Annotated in this window: 15 protein-coding genes; 5 read left to right on the top strand and 10 right to left on the bottom strand. The window is 55.5% G+C overall.

The window, feature by feature from the left end; all coding sequences use genetic code 11:
• Positions 1-50: 50 nt before the first annotated feature.
• The 3 genes from D7D48_RS10315 (at position 51) to ribA (ending at position 2,825) form a co-directional block, all read left to right on the top strand.
• Complete coding sequence (locus tag D7D48_RS10315) at positions 51-674, top strand: LolA family protein (RefSeq protein WP_125231353.1); 624 nt, start codon at positions 51-53, stop codon at positions 672-674.
• Between the two features lie 283 nt (positions 675-957).
• Complete coding sequence (gene xth / locus D7D48_RS10310; RefSeq protein WP_125231352.1) at positions 958-1,764, top strand: exodeoxyribonuclease III; 807 nt, start codon at positions 958-960, stop codon at positions 1,762-1,764.
• Between the two features lie 41 nt (positions 1,765-1,805).
• Complete coding sequence (gene ribA / locus D7D48_RS10305; protein ID WP_125231374.1) at positions 1,806-2,825, top strand: GTP cyclohydrolase II; 1,020 nt, start codon at positions 1,806-1,808, stop codon at positions 2,823-2,825.
• Between the two features lie 59 nt (positions 2,826-2,884).
• Here the strand turns inward: ribA and D7D48_RS10300 are convergent, their stop codons facing one another.
• The 6 genes from D7D48_RS10300 to D7D48_RS10275 all read right to left on the bottom strand — a co-directional run bounded on the left by D7D48_RS10300 (position 2,885) and on the right by D7D48_RS10275 (position 9,897).
• Complete coding sequence (locus tag D7D48_RS10300) at positions 2,885-4,879, bottom strand: transglycosylase domain-containing protein (RefSeq protein ID WP_125231373.1); 1,995 nt, start codon at positions 4,877-4,879, stop codon at positions 2,885-2,887.
• Positions 4,880-4,923: 44 nt separating this feature from the next.
• On the bottom strand, positions 4,924-5,316 hold the full coding sequence (gene msrB / locus D7D48_RS10295) for a peptide-methionine (R)-S-oxide reductase MsrB (RefSeq protein WP_125231351.1): 393 nt from the start codon (positions 5,314-5,316) through the stop codon (positions 4,924-4,926).
• Positions 5,317-5,418: 102 nt separating this feature from the next.
• Positions 5,419-6,441: a DNA polymerase III subunit delta gene (gene holA / locus D7D48_RS10290; RefSeq protein WP_125231350.1), complete on the bottom strand. Its 1,023-nt coding sequence runs from the start codon at positions 6,439-6,441 to the stop codon at positions 5,419-5,421.
• The gene (gene lptE, locus D7D48_RS10285; RefSeq protein WP_125231349.1) at positions 6,438-6,926 is read right to left on the bottom strand and encodes an LPS assembly lipoprotein LptE; all 489 of its coding nucleotides are present in this window, start codon (positions 6,924-6,926) and stop codon (positions 6,438-6,440) included. Before lptE ends, holA begins: the two co-directional genes overlap by 4 nt.
• Positions 6,923-9,448 (bottom strand): leucine--tRNA ligase, encoded by a 2,526-nt coding sequence (gene leuS, locus D7D48_RS10280; RefSeq protein ID WP_125231348.1) that lies wholly within the window; start codon positions 9,446-9,448, stop codon positions 6,923-6,925. Before leuS ends, lptE begins: the two co-directional genes overlap by 4 nt.
• Before the next feature lie 5 nt (positions 9,449-9,453).
• Entirely contained in the window at positions 9,454-9,897 is a 444-nt protein-coding gene (locus tag D7D48_RS10275) for a DUF3576 domain-containing protein (RefSeq protein WP_125231347.1), read from the bottom strand.
• Between the two features lie 256 nt (positions 9,898-10,153).
• Here D7D48_RS10275 and D7D48_RS10270 point away from each other — a divergent pair, with 256 nt between their 5' ends.
• On the top strand, positions 10,154-10,903 hold the full coding sequence (locus D7D48_RS10270) for a hypothetical protein (RefSeq protein WP_125231346.1): 750 nt from the start codon (positions 10,154-10,156) through the stop codon (positions 10,901-10,903).
• Here D7D48_RS10270 and D7D48_RS10265 read toward each other — a convergent pair.
• Positions 10,900-11,448 (bottom strand): thiamine phosphate synthase, encoded by a 549-nt coding sequence (locus D7D48_RS10265; protein ID WP_125231345.1) that lies wholly within the window; start codon positions 11,446-11,448, stop codon positions 10,900-10,902. The two genes, D7D48_RS10270 and D7D48_RS10265, sit on opposite strands and share 4 nt — an antisense overlap.
• Positions 11,449-11,471: 23 nt before the next feature.
• Between D7D48_RS10265 and D7D48_RS10260 the strand changes: the two genes are divergently transcribed.
• Positions 11,472-12,158, top strand: a complete 687-nt coding sequence (locus D7D48_RS10260; protein WP_125231344.1) for a YggS family pyridoxal phosphate-dependent enzyme — start codon at positions 11,472-11,474, stop codon at positions 12,156-12,158.
• Here the strand turns inward: D7D48_RS10260 and pdeM are convergent.
• The 3 genes from pdeM to pgmG form a co-directional block, all read right to left on the bottom strand.
• Positions 12,129-12,824, bottom strand: coding sequence for a ligase-associated DNA damage response endonuclease PdeM (pdeM, locus tag D7D48_RS10255; RefSeq protein WP_125231343.1), 696 nt, complete (start codon positions 12,822-12,824; stop codon positions 12,129-12,131). The two genes, D7D48_RS10260 and pdeM, sit on opposite strands and share 30 nt — an antisense overlap.
• Positions 12,825-12,901: 77 nt before the next feature.
• Positions 12,902-15,340 carry a ligase-associated DNA damage response DEXH box helicase gene (locus D7D48_RS10250; protein WP_245964448.1) on the bottom strand — a complete coding sequence of 813 codons (2,439 nt, stop codon included), beginning with the start codon at positions 15,338-15,340 and terminating at the stop codon, positions 12,902-12,904.
• A 239-nt stretch (positions 15,341-15,579) separates the two neighbouring features.
• Positions 15,580-16,965, bottom strand: coding sequence for a phosphoglucomutase/phosphomannomutase PgmG (gene pgmG, locus D7D48_RS10245; RefSeq protein ID WP_125231342.1), 1,386 nt, complete (start codon positions 16,963-16,965; stop codon positions 15,580-15,582).
• Position 16,966 lies beyond the last annotated feature (1 nt).

Raw genomic sequence — 16,966 nt, 5'->3', positions numbered from 1 at the left:
CAAGGCAGCCTGAATAGTAATTGTTGCCACCCCATCCCTAGGAAACAAAGATGACTTTTTCAAAATTTGCCTTGTTGTTCGCGCCGGTTGCGCTCGTGGCAACGACACCTAGTATTGCGCAGTCCTCGTCCGAGCAGATGGCCCGGGTGGTTCAGCATATGAAAGCTGTGGCTACGATGTCAGCCACTTTTTCGCAGACAGATCGGAGCGGTGGAACGCTGACCGGCAAGTTGCTGTTGAAGCGGCCTGGGCAAGTGCGTTTTGAGTATCAAAAGGATGTACCCTTATTGATTGTCGCAGACGGCCGTGCGCTCACAATGGTGGATTATGAGGTCAAACAAGTGCAGCGTTGGCCGATCCGCAACAGTCCGCTGGCGGCCCTTCTTGACCCCGGTCAGGACCTTGCGCGCTTTGGCAAGATACTTCCAACGTCTACTAAGGAGGTTATTAGCGTCGAAGTCCGCGACCCAAATCGGCCCGAATATGGTACCATCACTATGATATTCGTGGACAAGCCCGGCGCGCCCGGTGGATTGACTTTAAATGGCTGGGTCGCGCTGGATTCCAAAAACAACCGCACCACCATTCGACTCAATAACATCACCTATAATGGCGCCATCGCAAAAAACGCCTTCACGTGGAAAGATCCACGACCCGTCAGGCGAAAATCGTAATATCTGGCGATGAACGGAAGCGCACCACCGACAAGCTGCGGCCTGCGCGTAAGTTGTTCATCTGAACGACAGGAAAGCCACAGTATAAACGACTCATCAGTGGATGTCCGTACGTGTGGATTTCCCCCTGTTGCCCGCGACTTAAAACACCGCTGATATCCGCGTGACGAACGCAAGCTTAGCCCTCATCCCCAATGCCCCCGGGATGGGGGCTTTGCTTTTTTGTCTGAAATGACTTCACCGGCTTGCCCCTGACGCTTCAGGCATCTAGGGCTTTTATCTTATGTCTCAGACCATACGCATCGCCTCGTGGAATATAAACTCAGTCCGCGCCCGCATCGACATTGTCGAACGCTATTTGAAGGAAGAGGCGCCTGACGTTTTGTGCCTTCAGGAAACAAAAGTCATCGACAGCCTGTTTCCCGAAGGATTGTTTCGGCAATTGGGTTACCGACATTTTGTCATTAACGGGATGCCTATGCACCATGGTGTTGCAATCGTCAGCAAGCTGCCGTTGATCAACCGCAGGGTTGAGGATTGGCAAGCCAATGGCGAGGCGCGCCATGTCGGTGCAGAGTTAAACATTGACGCAGCCAAGGGCGTACGGATCGACAATGTCTATATTCCTGCAGGTGGTGAGGTTCCGGACAGTGAGGTTAATTCCAAATTCGGCCAGAAACTAGCGTTTTTGAAGCGTATGGCGGAATGGTCGCGTAACGTTACGCAACCGACAATCCTCACGGGTGACTTCAATGTTGCGCCGCTTGAGAAAGATGTCTGGAGCCATAAACAATTGGTAAATGTCGTCAGCCATACCAAAATTGAAATTGAGCATTTGGCGGAAATTCAGGCCGCAGCAGACTGGGTGGATGTTGCGCGGCACTTTGTTGAGCCGTCGAAAAAATTATATACATGGTGGAGCTATCGCGCACAGGATTGGGAAACATCTGACCGTGGACGTAGGCTCGATCATATGTGGGTTACACCTGATCTGAAAGAAAAGGCAAAGGCGCATATCGTGCACAAACATGTGCGCGGCTGGGGCAAACCATCCGACCATGCACCGATAGTCACGGAATTCACCTTTTGATCGGGGGGAGCGCAGCGTTGGGAGACTCACGCCGCGCAGCAATGGCGATTGATGCCTTGCGCCGCGGATGGCCAGTCACCGTTGTGGATGTGGATAAAGCGCTGACTGTACTTGCGGTCGAAACGGCGCAGGATATTTCCGGCACGCATGCGATATTGCTATCAGCAAGTCGCGCGGCGACGTTGAAATTAAGCAACCAGAGTGCCGCGGCCGATGGCGACCTTCCGGTGCTCATTAAGGCCCCGTTCGACTTGGACCTCAGACTCGCATTGGCGGTAGCTGACCCAAGCCTCGACCTTGCCTATCCGATGAAGGGACCCTTTGCCGCGTTGCCATTGGATGATGGGCCATCGGCGACGGCCGCTATCGAACTTGCGCGTTTGGCTGGCTTGCTGCCCGCGTTTCTGGTGTTGGCGGATGCGGACGAAAACACCGTTAATGTCAGCCCGCAAGATGTTATTGCCTTTGACGATAGCGGCGCGTTGCGCATAGCTGCGCGGGCCAAACTTCCGGTTGCCGCCAATGCAGATGCCGAAATCGTCGCGTTCCGGACAGTCGTAGATGCGTCCGATCATGTTGCGTTGCTGATGGGTACGCGCGATACCTCGCCGCCAGTCGTCCGGCTGCACAGTGAATGCCTGACGGGCGATGTTCTCGGCAGCCTGAAATGCGATTGCGGACCGCAATTACATGAAGCGTTGCAACAAATTTCGGACGCAAGTTGGGGCATATTGTTATATTTGCGACAAGAAGGACGCGGCATTGGCTTGATCAACAAGCTGCGCGCCTATGCGCTGCAGGATCAGGGGTTTGATACGGTCGATGCCAATACCCGATTGGGCTTCGCCATTGATGCGCGCGACTTTTCTGTCGCTGCACGGATGCTCGAATTGCTTGGTGTGGAACGGGTGCGCCTGTTAACTAACAATCCCGAAAAAGTGGATGGCTTGCAAAAAGCGGGCATTGCGGTCACGGAACGGCTGCCGCTTCAAATCGCCGCGAACCCACACAATGCCCATTATCTTGAAACCAAAAAAAGCCGGACTGGTCACGCACTTTAAGTTTTTCAGGACGCAAGCTGTCAATGCGGATTGCCCTGCGCGTCTTCCGGCGTGAGTTATTAATCGCGTCGACCGTTTAAGGCCCTTTCGATAAACGCATCATCCAGAGGCTCCGGCCCCGGTTCTGGCGCATCATTGGGGTCTTCCATTAGGGGTGCGCCTTCAATCGGCATCCCGTTTTCGTCGAATAGCAGCATTTCTTCCCCGTCGAGTAATGTCTCCTCGCCTTCAAGAGCTTCTGGGAACGTCACCTCTGTTGCAAATTTCTCCACGGGACGATCGGATACCGCGACACGCATATATGCTGCCCAGGCTTGCGCAGGGGCGCGGCCGCCTTCAAGGCCACCAATTCGCCTAGCGTCGTCGCGACCCATCCACACGCCGGTTGTAAGACCGCTGGAGAAGCCCAGGAACCATCCGTCCTTGTTGCTTGAAGTCGTCCCCGTTTTGCCCGCAACGGGTCGGCCGATATTTGCAGCCCGCCCGGTGCCCGTAGCAACAGCGCTTTGCAACAAATCGGTCATTGCGCCTGCAACCCAATCGTCAACCAACTGCACAGAGCTCGATGGCTTCGCCGCATATAGAAGCTCACCATCAATCGTGGTGACCTTTGTAATGCCATAAGGCATGACACTTCGCCCACCTGCTGCGACTGCTGCGAACGCCTGGGTCATATCGATAACGCGGGTATCCGATGTGCCCAGAACCATCGACGGTTCCGTGTTGACAGGGGTGGAGATTCCGAACCTGCGCGCCATATTGGCGATGCTACTGGTGCCAACATCTTGCCCAATTTGAGCGGCGACTGTGTTTTTGGAATAAGCAAAGGCGGTACGAAGTGAAATCGGGCCCGCAAATTTGCCGTTACTATTCTTGGGTTGCCAGCCTTCAATTTCGACTGGCTTGTCTTCTACCATGTCTTCGGGGCGATAGCCCGCTTCCAACGCGGCGAGATACACGAATAATTTCCAAGCCGACCCTGGTTGGCGCACAGCGGTAACCGCGCGATTATAAATGCTGCTATTATAATCGGTGCCGCCGACCATCGCCTTCACAGCGCCGTCGCGGTCAATCGACACCAATGCGCCTTGAGACCCGCGGGGTGCATTCGCCGCGATTGCTGCGGTTGCGGCGCGCTGCATTTTAAGATCCAGCGTCGTCCAGACATCAATGGGCTTTTCGGTTTCGTCAATCAGGCCGTCTAACTGCGGCAAAACCCAATCCGTGAAGTAACGCACGCTGTCTTGAGGCGTTTCAGCTGCCAATCGGACTCCGGCTAACTCAACATTTGCGGCCTCAGCTGGGGTAATCATCCCGGCATCTTGCATGACTTCAACCACTACCTTCGCGCGGTCCAAAGCGGCCTGCGCGTCGGCCGTAGGCGCATAGCGTGAGGGTGCCTTTACTAGACCTGCGATAATAGCTGCCTCAGCAAGGTTGATGTCTTCGGCGCCATGGTCAAAGAAACGGCGACTTGCCGCATCCACCCCATAAGCGCCGCCACCAAAATATACTTTATTCAAATAGAGCTCAAGGATCTGGTCCTTGGAGAATTTGGTTTCCATCGCCAACGCAAGGATGACCTCGCGAATTTTACGGCCAAACTCCTTGTTGCTATTAAGATAGATGTTGCGCGCCAATTGTTGCGTGATGGTCGAGCCACCTTGCGTCCAGCGACCTTCAACGGTCCGAACATACACGGACCGTGTAATGCCAATAGGGTCGACACCGGGATGCATATAATATCGGCGATCTTCAACCGCGACCATCGCATCCTTCATCTCGGACGGCAATTGGTCGATGGTTAGCCAGCGTCCGAAGCTCGGGCCAAGCGATTGAATAACAGTGCCATCTGCGGCACGTATACGGATCATCTGCCCGTTGGGGGACGCTTTCAGATCTTCGAAACTGTCAATTTCGCTGCGTGCAATCGCGACGAAAATGCCAAGGACCATGACGCCCAGCAACGCTGCGATGACGCCCGCTTTGGCGATGCGGAATATCCATGTTCCCATTGGGCCACGTTCTTTCGAAATCTTGCCTGCGCGTGCCATGCTTTGCGTGTTACCCAGTCCCGTAACCGCCGACAAGCGCCTTGTTATTCAGGATCGAATGCAAGCGCTGCGCTGTTGATGCAGTAACGCAGGCCTGTTGGTCCCGGCCCATCGGGAAAGACATGACCCAAATGCCCGTCACATGCAGCGCAGCGCACTTCGATGCGGACCATACCGTGCGATGCATCGCGATGTTCTTCGACGGCATCATTGTCTGCAGGCGCGGTAAAGCTTGGCCAACCTGAACCGCTGTCAAATTTCGTGTCTGAAGCAAACAGGGTAGTCCCACAGCCAGCGCAGCGAAATTCGCCTTCGCGCTTTTCATCGGTTAGAGCGCCGGCAAAAGCACGTTCTGTGCCAGCCTCACGCAGGACATGATATTGAATGGGGTCCAATTCTGCCCGCCACTCCGCGTCGGATTTGATTATTTTTTCCATGAAAAGGGACCTTTCGTGCGTTTGATGTGGGAGTAAAAACAAAATGGTTCAAGGTACTAACGCAAGAGTGGCGCCTTGGAACTGTGTAAGTCGCATTATTGATTAACCGCGGCGTGCTGCGGCACGGGCAATGCGGACAAGCTCTTCTTCCAATATGGTCACGGCAAGCCCGTCGCGGACATGCATCAATTTTGACTCCACCTCAAGCAAATGGCCGTTGAGACCAGCAAGCCGGACCGATGGCCAGCGCATCAATTGCTGTGCGTAGCTGTCTGCATCTTTCCAAAATATCGAACGCGTTGCCTTAACCACCGCGCCGGGATTGGCACCATTGTCGACTTTTGCCCGCATCGCGGCGAGCATTGTCACGCGGCGTTGCATGGCGCGGATGATGCGAATGGCATCCACACCCATGTCGCGTGCGGCGGATAGCTCGCGACCTGTGCCACGCAAGTCGCCGCCCATCACGACATGGACGAGGCCGTTAATATTTTCCTCACCGGTTTCCGCTGATAACGCTTCAAATATAGCAATTTCCACCGTGGCGGGACGCTGCGGTGACGCATCATAATATAGAGACAGCTTGTCGATTTCTGCCTGCGCCAGCTTGCGGTCTTGCCCGGTGTAACGCGCGATACGGACGGCAAGTGGTCGATCGATTTTTAAACCTGTGGTGGCAGCATAGGCCATGACTGCTGCTGCGGCGTCGCCTTCCTCAGGTAAATAACAAATATGGGCCATGGCGCGGGGATGCGCCTCTAGCAACTTTCGTAATTTGCTAGCCTTGGTCAGATTGCCGGCGGTGGCAATAACCGGGCTAAGGTCCCCTTCCAACTCCAGCAGATTTTCTACTGCGGCGAGCCCCTCTTCGCGCCGGAAATTAAGACGAATATGCCTTTTGTCGCCGAACAGCGATAGGGCAGATGCCTCATCTACCAATAAAGCCGGGTCATTGCGGATACGGTCGCTGTCGATTTCAATGCGTTCTGAGCCTGCTAACTGAGCCGACATTTGCCCGGCAATATCAGCCACAGCCGATTCATCCTGCCCAAATATGAAAAACAACCGAACATCAGGGCGGGCGCTGATGGCATTGATAAAGCTACGTTCTTTTGCGCTACTCATTCGCCGCGCGCGTAAATGGAAAGCCGCGTGACAATCTGATCCGCAACCTTTTGGGTCAAGTTCTCAAGTGCGCTGTTTTCGCCAGCGATCGTTGCATATTCCGAACTGACCACGTCAATGCCCGCGTCCGATCCGGCTGTGGTATCCAGCACAGTCTCGCCCGTCGCGACCGAAACAAGCTGATAGCGCGCACGCAATGTCCGGCGTTCCCGCGTGACCGTATCATCGGCGCGCACGCCAAAACCTTCAATTTGGTCATCCAGGACAACAATCAGCCGGAATTGCGCAGAATTGCTGTCTTGAGTGCCAAGCCGGTCGGTCAATGCATTGCGCATCAGCCAACCATTTTTGCCCTCGATTGGCACAACACTGATGGTTCCCAATGTTTGCGCCACCACCCCATTTGACCCACCGCTATACAAGGGTTGCAAACTGCACGCAGGCAGCAGGAAAGCAAGCATCAAGGGGGCGATGAAACGGTTCATAGGACGATGTTGACCAGCCTGTCGGGAACGACGATGATTTTCTTTATATCACCGCCGTCAATGGCATGCTGAACCTTTTCGCTGGCCAGCGCAAGCGCCTCCATTTCGGCTTGCGGTAAGCCCTTGGCGACCGTGAGCGTGTCACGCAATTTGCCCCTGACCTGAATGGCGATGGTAACCTCGTCTTCCTCAAGAAGGGTCGGGTCTACTTCTGGCCATGCGGCGTCGGCAATCAAGCCGCCGCCCATGTCCGCGCCAAGCTGAGTCCAAGCCTCTTCAGCCAAATGCGGCACCATGGGTGATGACAGCAAGAGAATTGTGCGAATGGCAGAATCGCGGCTGGCTGAAGGCGCGGCTTTTTCAATGGCGTTGGCCAAGTCATAAATCTTGGCGACGGCCTTGTTAAAGGCCAGCGCCTCAATATCTGCACCGACGCCAGCAATTATCTGATGCGTTTTGCGGTCCAAGGCTTTGTCCGCGCCATCAGCACCGCTGACCTGCGAAGTTAGGCGCCACAGACGCTGCACAAAGCGCCAGCAGCCTTCTATGCCAGCTTCCGACCATTCCAGATCGCGTTCGGGCGGGCTGTCGGATAGCATGAACCAGCGCACGGCATCGGCGCCATATTGATCCACAATGTCATCGGGATCGACGACATTCTTTTTCGACTTGGACATCTTCTCGATACGGCCAGCAACTGCAGGTGCGCCGCTGTCGATGATGGTCCAGACGTCGCCCTCGCGTCGCACCTGATCAGGGCTTAGCCAGGTTCCTTTTGCGTCTTGATAGGTTTGGTGCGTGACCATGCCTTGCGTGAACAAAGATGCAAATGGCTCCTTCACATCAATCAAGCCGATATGGCTCAATGCGCGCGTCCAGAAACGGGCATAAAGCAAGTGCAGAATGGCATGTTCTACGCCACCAATATATTGGTCCACCGGAAGCCATTTTTCCGCAACTGCGCGATCAAATGGCTTGTCATGTGGTTGGCTCGCAAAGCGGATGAAGTACCAGCTGGAATCGACAAAAGTATCGAGAGTATCGGTTTCCCGACGCGCTGGAATGCCGCAGCTTGGGCAATCGACTTTGCTCCACGTAGGGTGTCGGTCGAGCGGGTTTCCTGGGATGTCGAAGCTGACATCTTCGGGTAAAGTCACGGGCAATTGGTCATCCGGCACCGGCACCGCGCCGCAGGTCTGGCAATGAATGATCGGGATCGGAGTACCCCAGTAGCGTTGACGCGAAACGCCCCAGTCGCGCAGACGATATTGCGTCTGGCCCATGCCCCAGCCTTCAGCCTGCGCACGTGCGATGACATCGGCTTTGGCCTGATCAATCGTCATGCCATTCATCCAGTGTGAATTGACGATTGTGCCGGGGCCAGTGAAAGCAATATCACCGACAAAGACGCTATCGGTCACATCGCCATCGGCGACAACGCGAGTGACGGGCAAATCATATTTGCGAGCAAAATCAAGGTCGCGTTGGTCATGCGCGGGGCAGCCAAATACGGCGCCCGTGCCATAGTCCATCAATACGAAATTCGCGACATAGACGGGCAAATGCCAGCTTGGATCCAGTGGATGCTCGACGGTTAGACCTGTATTAAACCCACGTTTTTCTGCGGTTTCAATGTCGGCAGCGGTCGTGCCGCCTTTGCGACATTCTTCGATAAAGGCCTGCAAATCGGGTGCGTTACTCGCCAATTTTTGTGCAACGGGGTGGTCCGCGGCAATGGCGACAAAGCTAGCACCGAACATGGTATCTGGCCGCGTTGTAAACACATCAATGCCGTCATCGCCACCTGGGAAACGGAAGGTGCATTTTAAGCCTTGCGATTTGCCGATCCAGTTTTCCTGCATCAACCGAACCTTGTCAGGCCATTGGTCCAGCGAACCAAGGCCGATCAGCAATTCATCGGCAAAGTCCGTGATTTTGAGGAACCATTGACTCAGCTTGCGGCGCTCGACAGGCGCGCCGGAGCGCCAGCCTTTACCATCTATGACTTGTTCATTGGCCAGCACGGTCATGTCGACCGGATCCCAGTTTACCGCAGATTCCTTGCGATACACCAAGCCAGCAGCGTATAATTTTAGGAACAGGGCCTGCTCATGGCCATAATATTCGGGCTCGCAGGTCGCCAGCTCGCGTGTCCAGTCAATCGCAAAACCAAGCCGTTTCAGCTGTGCTTTCATGTTCGCGATGTTGTCGCGCGTCCAGCCACCGGGGTGGACGTTCTTTTCCATCGCCGCATTTTCGGCTGGCATGCCAAAGGCGTCCCAGCCCATGGGATGCAACACCTCATGACCCGTCATCCGTTTGTAGCGCGCTAATACATCGCCCATCGTATAATTGCGGACATGGCCAATATGGATGCGGCCCGACGGATAGGGAAACATCTCAAGGACATAAGCGCGGGGCTTGGGCGAATTGTCATCCGCAACGAAGCTGCTGCGTTCTTCCCAAATATTTTGCCACCGCGCGTCGGCGACGTGCGGGTTAAAGCGCTCTACATTGGACATAGAAATTACCCGGAGATGGATGACCGGCGAAGGTCACGCGCCTTAGTGAGAATCACAGCTTCCAGCTTTTGCACTGTAGCAGCGCGCAATGGCGCCGCGACCCACTGGCCATTTTGCGAGACTTCGCGACTACCGGCCACGCGCAAAGCGTCAGCACGAAGGTCTTGGTCAAGGATCGAAATCGTCAACTTCACGCGCTCGCCAGGGCTTTGCGGATTTACATACCAATCGGTGACAATGACGCCGCCGGAGGAATCGGTTTGCAGCAACGGCATGAAGGACAAGGCATCAAGCGATGCGCGCCACAAATAGCTGTTGACGCCAATGGTTGTAACTTGGCTGGCCGCGAGGTCCGCCTTTGGACGCTCCCTGCCGCCGCAGCCAGAAAGCATGCTTAAGCTAATTAAGCTGCTTGTCGCAACGATGAGTGCCAGGCGAGTGGTGCGCATAAAAAATCCTTGAACAATGGAATATCGGAAACCTCTATAGTGGCTTGCTGTCGGGAGCAAGCTTTCTGGCGGCTGAACGGCGCGCAATTAATGCTGCAGTCAGTTTTCCTGCGCTATCCGATTGTGGACATCATGCAACAACTCGTGACAAAACGTGTTATTGGCATGATTCTGAAATTACGCCTCTTTTGAATCTCTAAAATCAGGCGTATATCGACAATGAAGAAAAAGAATCGCTGAAAATAAGGCTATGATCGTGAAGCGGGTACAGAAAGGAAAATATGCGACCTTTGCAGCAGTGATGCTGGCAACGGGCTCGCTCGTCCTTTCGCCGATGATTGTCCCTGCCTTTGCAGCAAAGGCATCTGGCCTTGAACAAAATGCTACACCTTCGTGGATAGCGATGTTCACGCCTGCTGGCGGCGATAGCGTTCTGGCCCAGAAATTTTCCGCCACGCAAATTGCACCCAATGTGCGGTTCCCATTTACGCCCGCTAGCGCTGGTGAAGGGCGCAGCCGCACGATTACCGTTGCAGCACGGGCGAACTCGCGCCTGACGGCTGGCGCTGTATCGATACGCAATGTCATCGCACCGGGCGCAGTCGGCGCAGGCAAGGGACTTCGTCTGGCCGCGGTCGATTATCGTTTGACTGCCTCGAAAGGTTGGCAGGACTTTGCTTTGCCCAAGGCACAGGCACGTGCTGTAACAGCACCTTTGAGCGAGCTTGGAAAAGGCGGCTTCCGGCTTGATGAGCGGGCGCAGAAGCCAAGCAAATTCAGCACCAATATTAAGCTCGACCAGAATAAAGAAATGGCGCCGCCCGCACGTGGTAGTGCAGCTTCGGGCGATTATAAGCTGGACGTTGGCGGCAGCTTCTCGATCAGCCACAAGATCGACGTTACCGCAGGCGTTCGGTACGCCAGTGAGAATGATCGCGTCATTCCTTTGGCGGACAATCGCAAGGACAGCGAAGCTGTCTATGTTGGAACCAAAATCCGCTTCTAAGCGGGCTTTTTTCTGAAAGCATCAATTGCCGCCCAACCATGGACGATCCGTGGACCGAGCATATGCGCGCTTTGACGGGTCATGCCGCCTAAGGCGACGATGCGCTTTGGGCCACCAAGCTTTGCGAGTCGTTGAAACATTAAGGGGCCGAGCGGTCGTGCGCCTGGGTGGCTTTTGGTATTGAAAAGCGGGGAGAGAAATAAGAGGTCGGGATTGTCGCGCTTTACCTCTGCGATTTCCCGCGCATTGTGCACAGGCGCGCTGTGTAGCAAGCCTGGGTGGCCACGTCCGCGTTGATGAAAACCGTCGGCATGCCAGCGTAAAGCGGTCCGCGCATCACCCGCCAACAGCAGGATATGCCCGCGCCGACGACAAATACGCAGCACTTGGGCGAACAATGCGCGACGTTGTAGAGTAGCCAAATGATAATGGCGGAAAACCACGCCTGATCGCGCAGGCAGCTGTTGAATAGCGCGCAGTTGCTCATCACCGAAACGCGCATCGGTCATGAGCCAGATTTTCGGCAAGGGGTGGCTTCGCGGCATGCAAGTGCCTATAGCGATCCGCTATGCAGGAAGCGACAAGAGAAACATCCGCCGACCGTTTGACGGCCATCCGCACGCGCATGGCCGCCGCCGCCAAATTGGCGCGACGTCCGGCGGAGGACATTCACCTTATTGCCGTATCGAAAACGCGGTCGGCGCAAGACATTGAACCGCTCATCTTAGAAGGCCAAAGACTGTTCGGGGAGAATCGCGTTCAGGAGGCGGCCAGCAAATGGCCCGCACTGAAGGCACAACATCCGGAGGTTGAGCTGCACCTCATTGGTCAGTTGCAATCCAACAAAGCCGAAGAGGCGGTCGCGTTGTTTGACGTGATACATTCGGTTGATCGGTTGTCGCTTGTGACGGCGCTGGGCAAGGCGATGGAGAAACTGGGGCGCGCGGTGCCGTGCTTCCTTCAAGTCAATATTGGCGCGGAAGAGCAAAAAGGCGGCTGCTCGGTGGCGGATCTCCCCGACCTGTTGAAGGCTGCGCAGGATGCGGGCCTTCCGGTGGCGGGCCTCATGTGCATTCCGCCTGCGGAACTGGAGGCCGCGCCCTTCTTTGCGCTTTTGGCCGAATTGTCCGCGCGGCATGGCCTAATGCAATTGAGCATGGGTATGTCCGATGATTTCGAAACTGCCATCATGCTGGGCGCAACATATGTCCGCGTCGGCACCGCCTTATTTGGCAAGCGTCCCAGTTTTGTTTAAGGCAAAACGCGCATAGCCGCTTTGCATGGGGACCAAGGCCTCAACCCCCTCGCCATCGGCGAGGTCGCATGCCTTTATGATTGCAACATCCTGCACATCTAACCCACCGGTCAGCGCGCCAAAGGCTGGCATGATCATCTTGCGCGGGGTTTTTACAAAACAACGCCGTTTTACCATCCGCCCGCGCAACACCTGCCGGAACTTAGGATGGAAATGTCCGGAGATTTCGGGATTGGGATCGCCGCCTAACGCTTCGTGGCGAAGGGTGATGCCGGACAGCGTCAATTCGTCAAACGCCTTGCCACCCCATTTCCCTGACACTGTCCTGTCATGGTTTCCCGTAATCCAAATCCATTCGGTATCGCGGGTCAAATCGACCAACAATGCCGCAGCCGATTTCGCCAGCCGCTGCTCCCCATCATCGTCATGAAAATTGTCACCCAGTGATATGATTTTGACTGGGCTATATTTGCTGCACAGCGCCGCAATATCCTGCAGCGTCGATACGCTGTCATAAGGCGGCAGCATTTGGCCGTATAAGGCAAAGGCGCTCGCCTTTTCCAGATGCAGGTCGGACACCAATAACGCATCTTGCGCGCGCCAATATAATGCTGCCTCTCCGGCTATCTCAAATTGCTGCCCGCCAAATTCGAAGCTTTGTGTCATGGCCGCAGGCTATGCGGATTGTGATGCACGACTGCAAGCGGATGTGCGCAGTTGCCTTTGGCCTAATCTTTAGGCGTTCACGGCGTCATCGCTATACTCGCCAAACTCTCTGCCTCCATCAACAACGCGTCGTCCACAGACCCTTGCGCCACACTCTCGCGGCCAATCATCACCAGCAACGGCACGGCCAGCGGGCTGACACGCTCCAGATCGACGTGCAGCATCGTATCGGCGGCGCGGTCCAGTAAGTCGCCGAGCCGTCCGACATCGGTCAATCGCGCCCGCGCATCGGCCCATGCCGCCTCTAGCAATAGATGGTCGGGTTCATATTTACGCAGCACGTCGTAAATCAGGTCGGTGGAAAAGGTGACTTGCCGGCCCGTCTTGCGCTTGCCGGGATGTTGCCGTTCGACAAGCCCGCTGATCACCGCCACTTCGCGAAAGGCGCGTTTAAGCAAGTAGCTCTGCTCCACCCAGTCCACAAATTCATCGGCCAATATGTCGGCAGAAAATAAGGGCCGCGGATCTGTGATGGGTTTGAGGCTCCACACGCCCAAGGCATAATCGCTCGCCACAAAACCCATGGGCATCAGGCCACGGCTCTCCATCCGCCGCGTGATGAGCATGCCAAGCGACTGGTGCGCGTTCCATCCTTCAAACGGATAGGCCACCATATAATATCGTTTGTCGTGCGGGAAGGTTTCGACCAGCAATTGTCCAGCCTTCGGGATTTGGCTACGATAGGCTTGCATCTCCAACCATTCGCGCACTTCATCGGGAAAGCGGGCCCAGCCTGGCCTGTCGGTCAACATCTGCCGCACGCGGCCCGCGAGATGCGTGGTCAGCGGCAGGCGTGCCCCCATGTAGCTTGGGATATTATTTGCAGGCTTGGTCGCCGCGCGGACGATGAGGTCGAGGTCCTTGATCGATTCGACCTCCAGCGCCATGCCGGCAAAGGTGAAGCAGTTGCCGGGGCTAAGCGTTGCGGCGAAAGTTTCCTCTACCTTGCCCAATTTGCGGCCATTGCGGAACCGGATTTCCAGCATCGGCGCATCGACAATGATGCCCGCGTTAAATCTATGCTGCGCAGCAAATTGCGGGTGTGATAACCGCCAACGACCATCGGGGTCTTTGACCAATTTCTTAAAGCGGTCATAGGCTTTGAGTGCATATCCACCCGTTGCAATAAAGGCGATGACGCGCGCAAAGCTTGCCGCATCAACGCCCGAATAAGGCAAAGCCGATTGAATCTCCGCCAGTAATTCAGCTTCGTCAAATGGACCTGCGCAGGCTAGCCCCATGACATGTTGTGCCAAGACATCATAGCTTCCGGGGCGGAAGGTTTCACCATCGCGGACGCCTTCGGTCACCGCGTCAAAGGCGGCCTGCGCCTCCAGATATTCGAAGCGATTGCCGGGGACGAGAATGGCCTTACTGGGTTCGTCCATGCGGTGGTTCGACCGGCCAATACGTTGCAGCAAGCGCGACGAACCCTTGGGCGCGCCCATTTGAATGACGCAGTCGACATTGCCCCAGTCAACGCCCAGATCAAGGCTGGCGGTGCAGACTAAGGCGCGCAATTTGCCTTCGGCCATCGCGCCCTCGACCTTGCGTCGCGCCTCCACTGATAGCGACCCGTGGTGAATGCCGATGGCAAATTTCTGTTCATTCGCGTCCCATAATTTCTGGAAGATAAATTCGGCAAGGAAGCGGGTGTTGCAGAATATCAAAGTGATTTTGTTGCGGCCGATTTCATCCATCAACTGCGGTATCGCATGATGCCCGCTATGCCCCGCCCATGGCACGCGGCCCTCGGGCAAAAGAATCGTCAGGTCAGGCGCCGCCGCTGTTTCCCCTTCCACCAAGCGGACCTGATCCATGTCGCCATAAGGCGCGAGCCATGCGCGATAGTCATCTGGATCGGCCACGGTCGCCGAAAGCGCCACACGTTGCAGTTTGGGCGCAAGCGTTTGCAATCGCGCGAGCGAGAGGCTGAGCAAATCGCCCCGTTTGCCATTGGCGAAAGCATGGACCTCATCGACAATGACCCTTTTTAGCGTGGCTAACATGTGCACGCTGTCTTCATGGCTGAGCAGCAACGATAAAGATTCAGGTGTGGTCAACAATATATGTGGTGGCTTGACCCGCTGCCGTGCCTTGCGGTCCGACGGCGTATCGCCCGTCCGCGCCTCAACGCGGATAGGCAGGCCCATTTCCTCGATAGGGATCAGCAGATTGCGGCGCACGTCGGTCGCGAGTGCTTTGAGCGGGGAGATATAGAGTGTGTGAAGGCCGTCTGACGGAGCGTCAATCAAATCCTTGAGGCTCGGCAAAAATCCAGCCAACGTTTTACCTGCACCCGTCGCGGCCACCAAAAGGGCATGCCGGCCATCGCGTGCCGCCTCAATCATCTCCAACTGATGCCGTCGCGGTTGCCACCCGCGCGCGGCGAACCAGTCGAGAATGATGGGCGGTAAGTTCACGATGGGCTTAGGGTCAGGGTCACTTAAATGCACCTGCGCGGTTTGAGGCCATTATGTTCAGTGCAAGGCGGTAAGCGCAGGGCTTAGTGGTTCTAAGTCCAAGCTTGCCAACGTGGCAATGGACATAATGGGTCAAATCCGAAGGACGCCAAAATGGCTTCGATCTCAAAGCAAAATGCCCTTGCAGGTAGAATAACTGCCTGCGGCGGACATTTTCTTTCGATATCTTTGCCATTTTGACGCCGCGAAGGTGCATTTAAGTGACCCTGACCCTAATGCCCGACAGTCTCTCCGCGTTCCAGTCCCGATGCCGCCAATTGCGCATCAATTTGCGCCATTAGTCGTTCGAGACCTTCTTCGGACGATGCCTCGGCGCGGGCGACGAGCACGTCTTGTGTGTTCGATGCGCGCAACAGCCACCAGCCATCGGGCGTATTCACACGCGCACCGTCAGTGTTGTTCACATCCGCGCCATCTGCCGACAACCGGGCAAGCACTTCGTCAATCACGGCAAATTTGCGGCTCTCATCGACTTGGAAACGCATTTCGGGGGTGTTGATCATCTCGGGCATTTCACTGCGCAACGCGGTCACGCTTTTGCCGAGCTTGGCCGATGCCGACATCAGCCGGACGGCAGCATAAATCGCATCGTCAAAACCATAATATTCATGCTTGAAGAAAATATGCCCGCTCATTTCACCGGCAAGTGGAGAGCCCGTTTCTTTCATTTTGGACTTAATCAGGCTGTGGCCAGTTTTCCACATCATGGGCTGACCACACAATGCGCTGACACGATCAAACAAGGCCTGTGAAGCCTTTACATCGGCGATAATAGTGGCTCCCGGGATTTCGCCCAGCACATCTGCGGCATAGATTTGTAGCAATTGGTCGCCCCAGATTACGCGGCCCTCGCCATCAATAGCACCGATTCGGTCACCATCTCCGTCAAAAGCCACTCCAAAATCGAGTTTCTTTTCCGCGACAAGCCGCTGCAAATCGACCAGATTCGCTGGGTCGGTGGGATCCGGGTGATGATTGGGAAATTGGCCATCCACTTCCACGAACAAGAGATGGTGCTCTCCGGGTAACATCTTGACCAGCTTTTCAATCGCCGGTCCCGCCGCGCCGTTACCCGCATCCCAACCGATGCGAAATGCCTTTTGTGGTGCAGCCTGTGCCACGCGGGCTACATATTGGTCGAGGATGTCGCGTTGTTCCGAAGTGCCATTACCGTTTACCCACTCCTTGGCCGACGCCATGCGGCCAATTTTTTGAATATCTGCTCCAAAAAATGGTTTGCCCATAAGGACCATTTTGAAGCCATTATAATTGGCGGGGTTATGACTGCCGGTTATTTCTATGCCGCCATCGACATCATCCAATACGGCCTCAGCATAATATAGCATGGGCGTTGGCCCCATGCCGATGCGCACCACATCTACGCCGCTGTCGTTGAGACCCTTGACCAAAGCTTCCTCAAGCATGGGCGAACTTACCCGTCCGTCATAGCCTACCACTGCCTTTTTACCGCCAGCGTGCACGAGGCAGGTGCCGAACCCCCGACCAATGGCATAAGCATCATCCGCGCCCAAAGTTTCGCCAATAATGCCGCGAATGTCATATTCACGAAGTGAGGTCGGGTGGAAATGATGGGCCATA

It is taken from the genome of Sphingorhabdus wooponensis (assembly GCF_003933235.1).
Lineage (GTDB): Bacteria > Pseudomonadota > Alphaproteobacteria > Sphingomonadales > Sphingomonadaceae > Sphingorhabdus_B > Sphingorhabdus_B wooponensis.
The sequence above is the reverse complement of the archived record's forward strand: the minus strand, read 5'-3'. Positions and strand labels throughout refer to the sequence as shown.

Bases quoted from the DNA above. Each gene is read 5' to 3' on its own strand.
- holA (WP_125231350.1), bottom strand. From the start codon at position 6,441: ATGAGTAGCGCAAAAGAACGTAGCTTTATCAATGCCATCAGCGCCCGC.
- pgmG (WP_125231342.1), bottom strand. From the start codon at position 16,965: ATGGCCCATCATTTCCACCCGACCTCACTTCGTGAATATGACATTCGC.
- D7D48_RS10265 (WP_125231345.1), bottom strand. From the start codon at position 11,448: ATGCCGCGAAGCCACCCCTTGCCGAAAATCTGGCTCATGACCGATGCG.
- D7D48_RS10275 (WP_125231347.1), bottom strand. From the start codon at position 9,897: ATGCGCACCACTCGCCTGGCACTCATCGTTGCGACAAGCAGCTTAATT.
- D7D48_RS10315 (WP_125231353.1), top strand. From the start codon at position 51: ATGACTTTTTCAAAATTTGCCTTGTTGTTCGCGCCGGTTGCGCTCGTG.
- xth (WP_125231352.1), top strand. From the start codon at position 958: ATGTCTCAGACCATACGCATCGCCTCGTGGAATATAAACTCAGTCCGC.
- pdeM (WP_125231343.1), bottom strand. From the start codon at position 12,824: ATGACACAAAGCTTCGAATTTGGCGGGCAGCAATTTGAGATAGCCGGA.
- leuS (WP_125231348.1), bottom strand. From the start codon at position 9,448: ATGTCCAATGTAGAGCGCTTTAACCCGCACGTCGCCGACGCGCGGTGG.
- lptE (WP_125231349.1), bottom strand. From the start codon at position 6,926: ATGAACCGTTTCATCGCCCCCTTGATGCTTGCTTTCCTGCTGCCTGCG.
- msrB (WP_125231351.1), bottom strand. From the start codon at position 5,316: ATGGAAAAAATAATCAAATCCGACGCGGAGTGGCGGGCAGAATTGGAC.
- D7D48_RS10260 (WP_125231344.1), top strand. From the start codon at position 11,472: ATGCAGGAAGCGACAAGAGAAACATCCGCCGACCGTTTGACGGCCATC.
- D7D48_RS10300 (WP_125231373.1), bottom strand. From the start codon at position 4,879: ATGGCACGCGCAGGCAAGATTTCGAAAGAACGTGGCCCAATGGGAACA.
- ribA (WP_125231374.1), top strand. From the start codon at position 1,806: ATGGCGATTGATGCCTTGCGCCGCGGATGGCCAGTCACCGTTGTGGAT.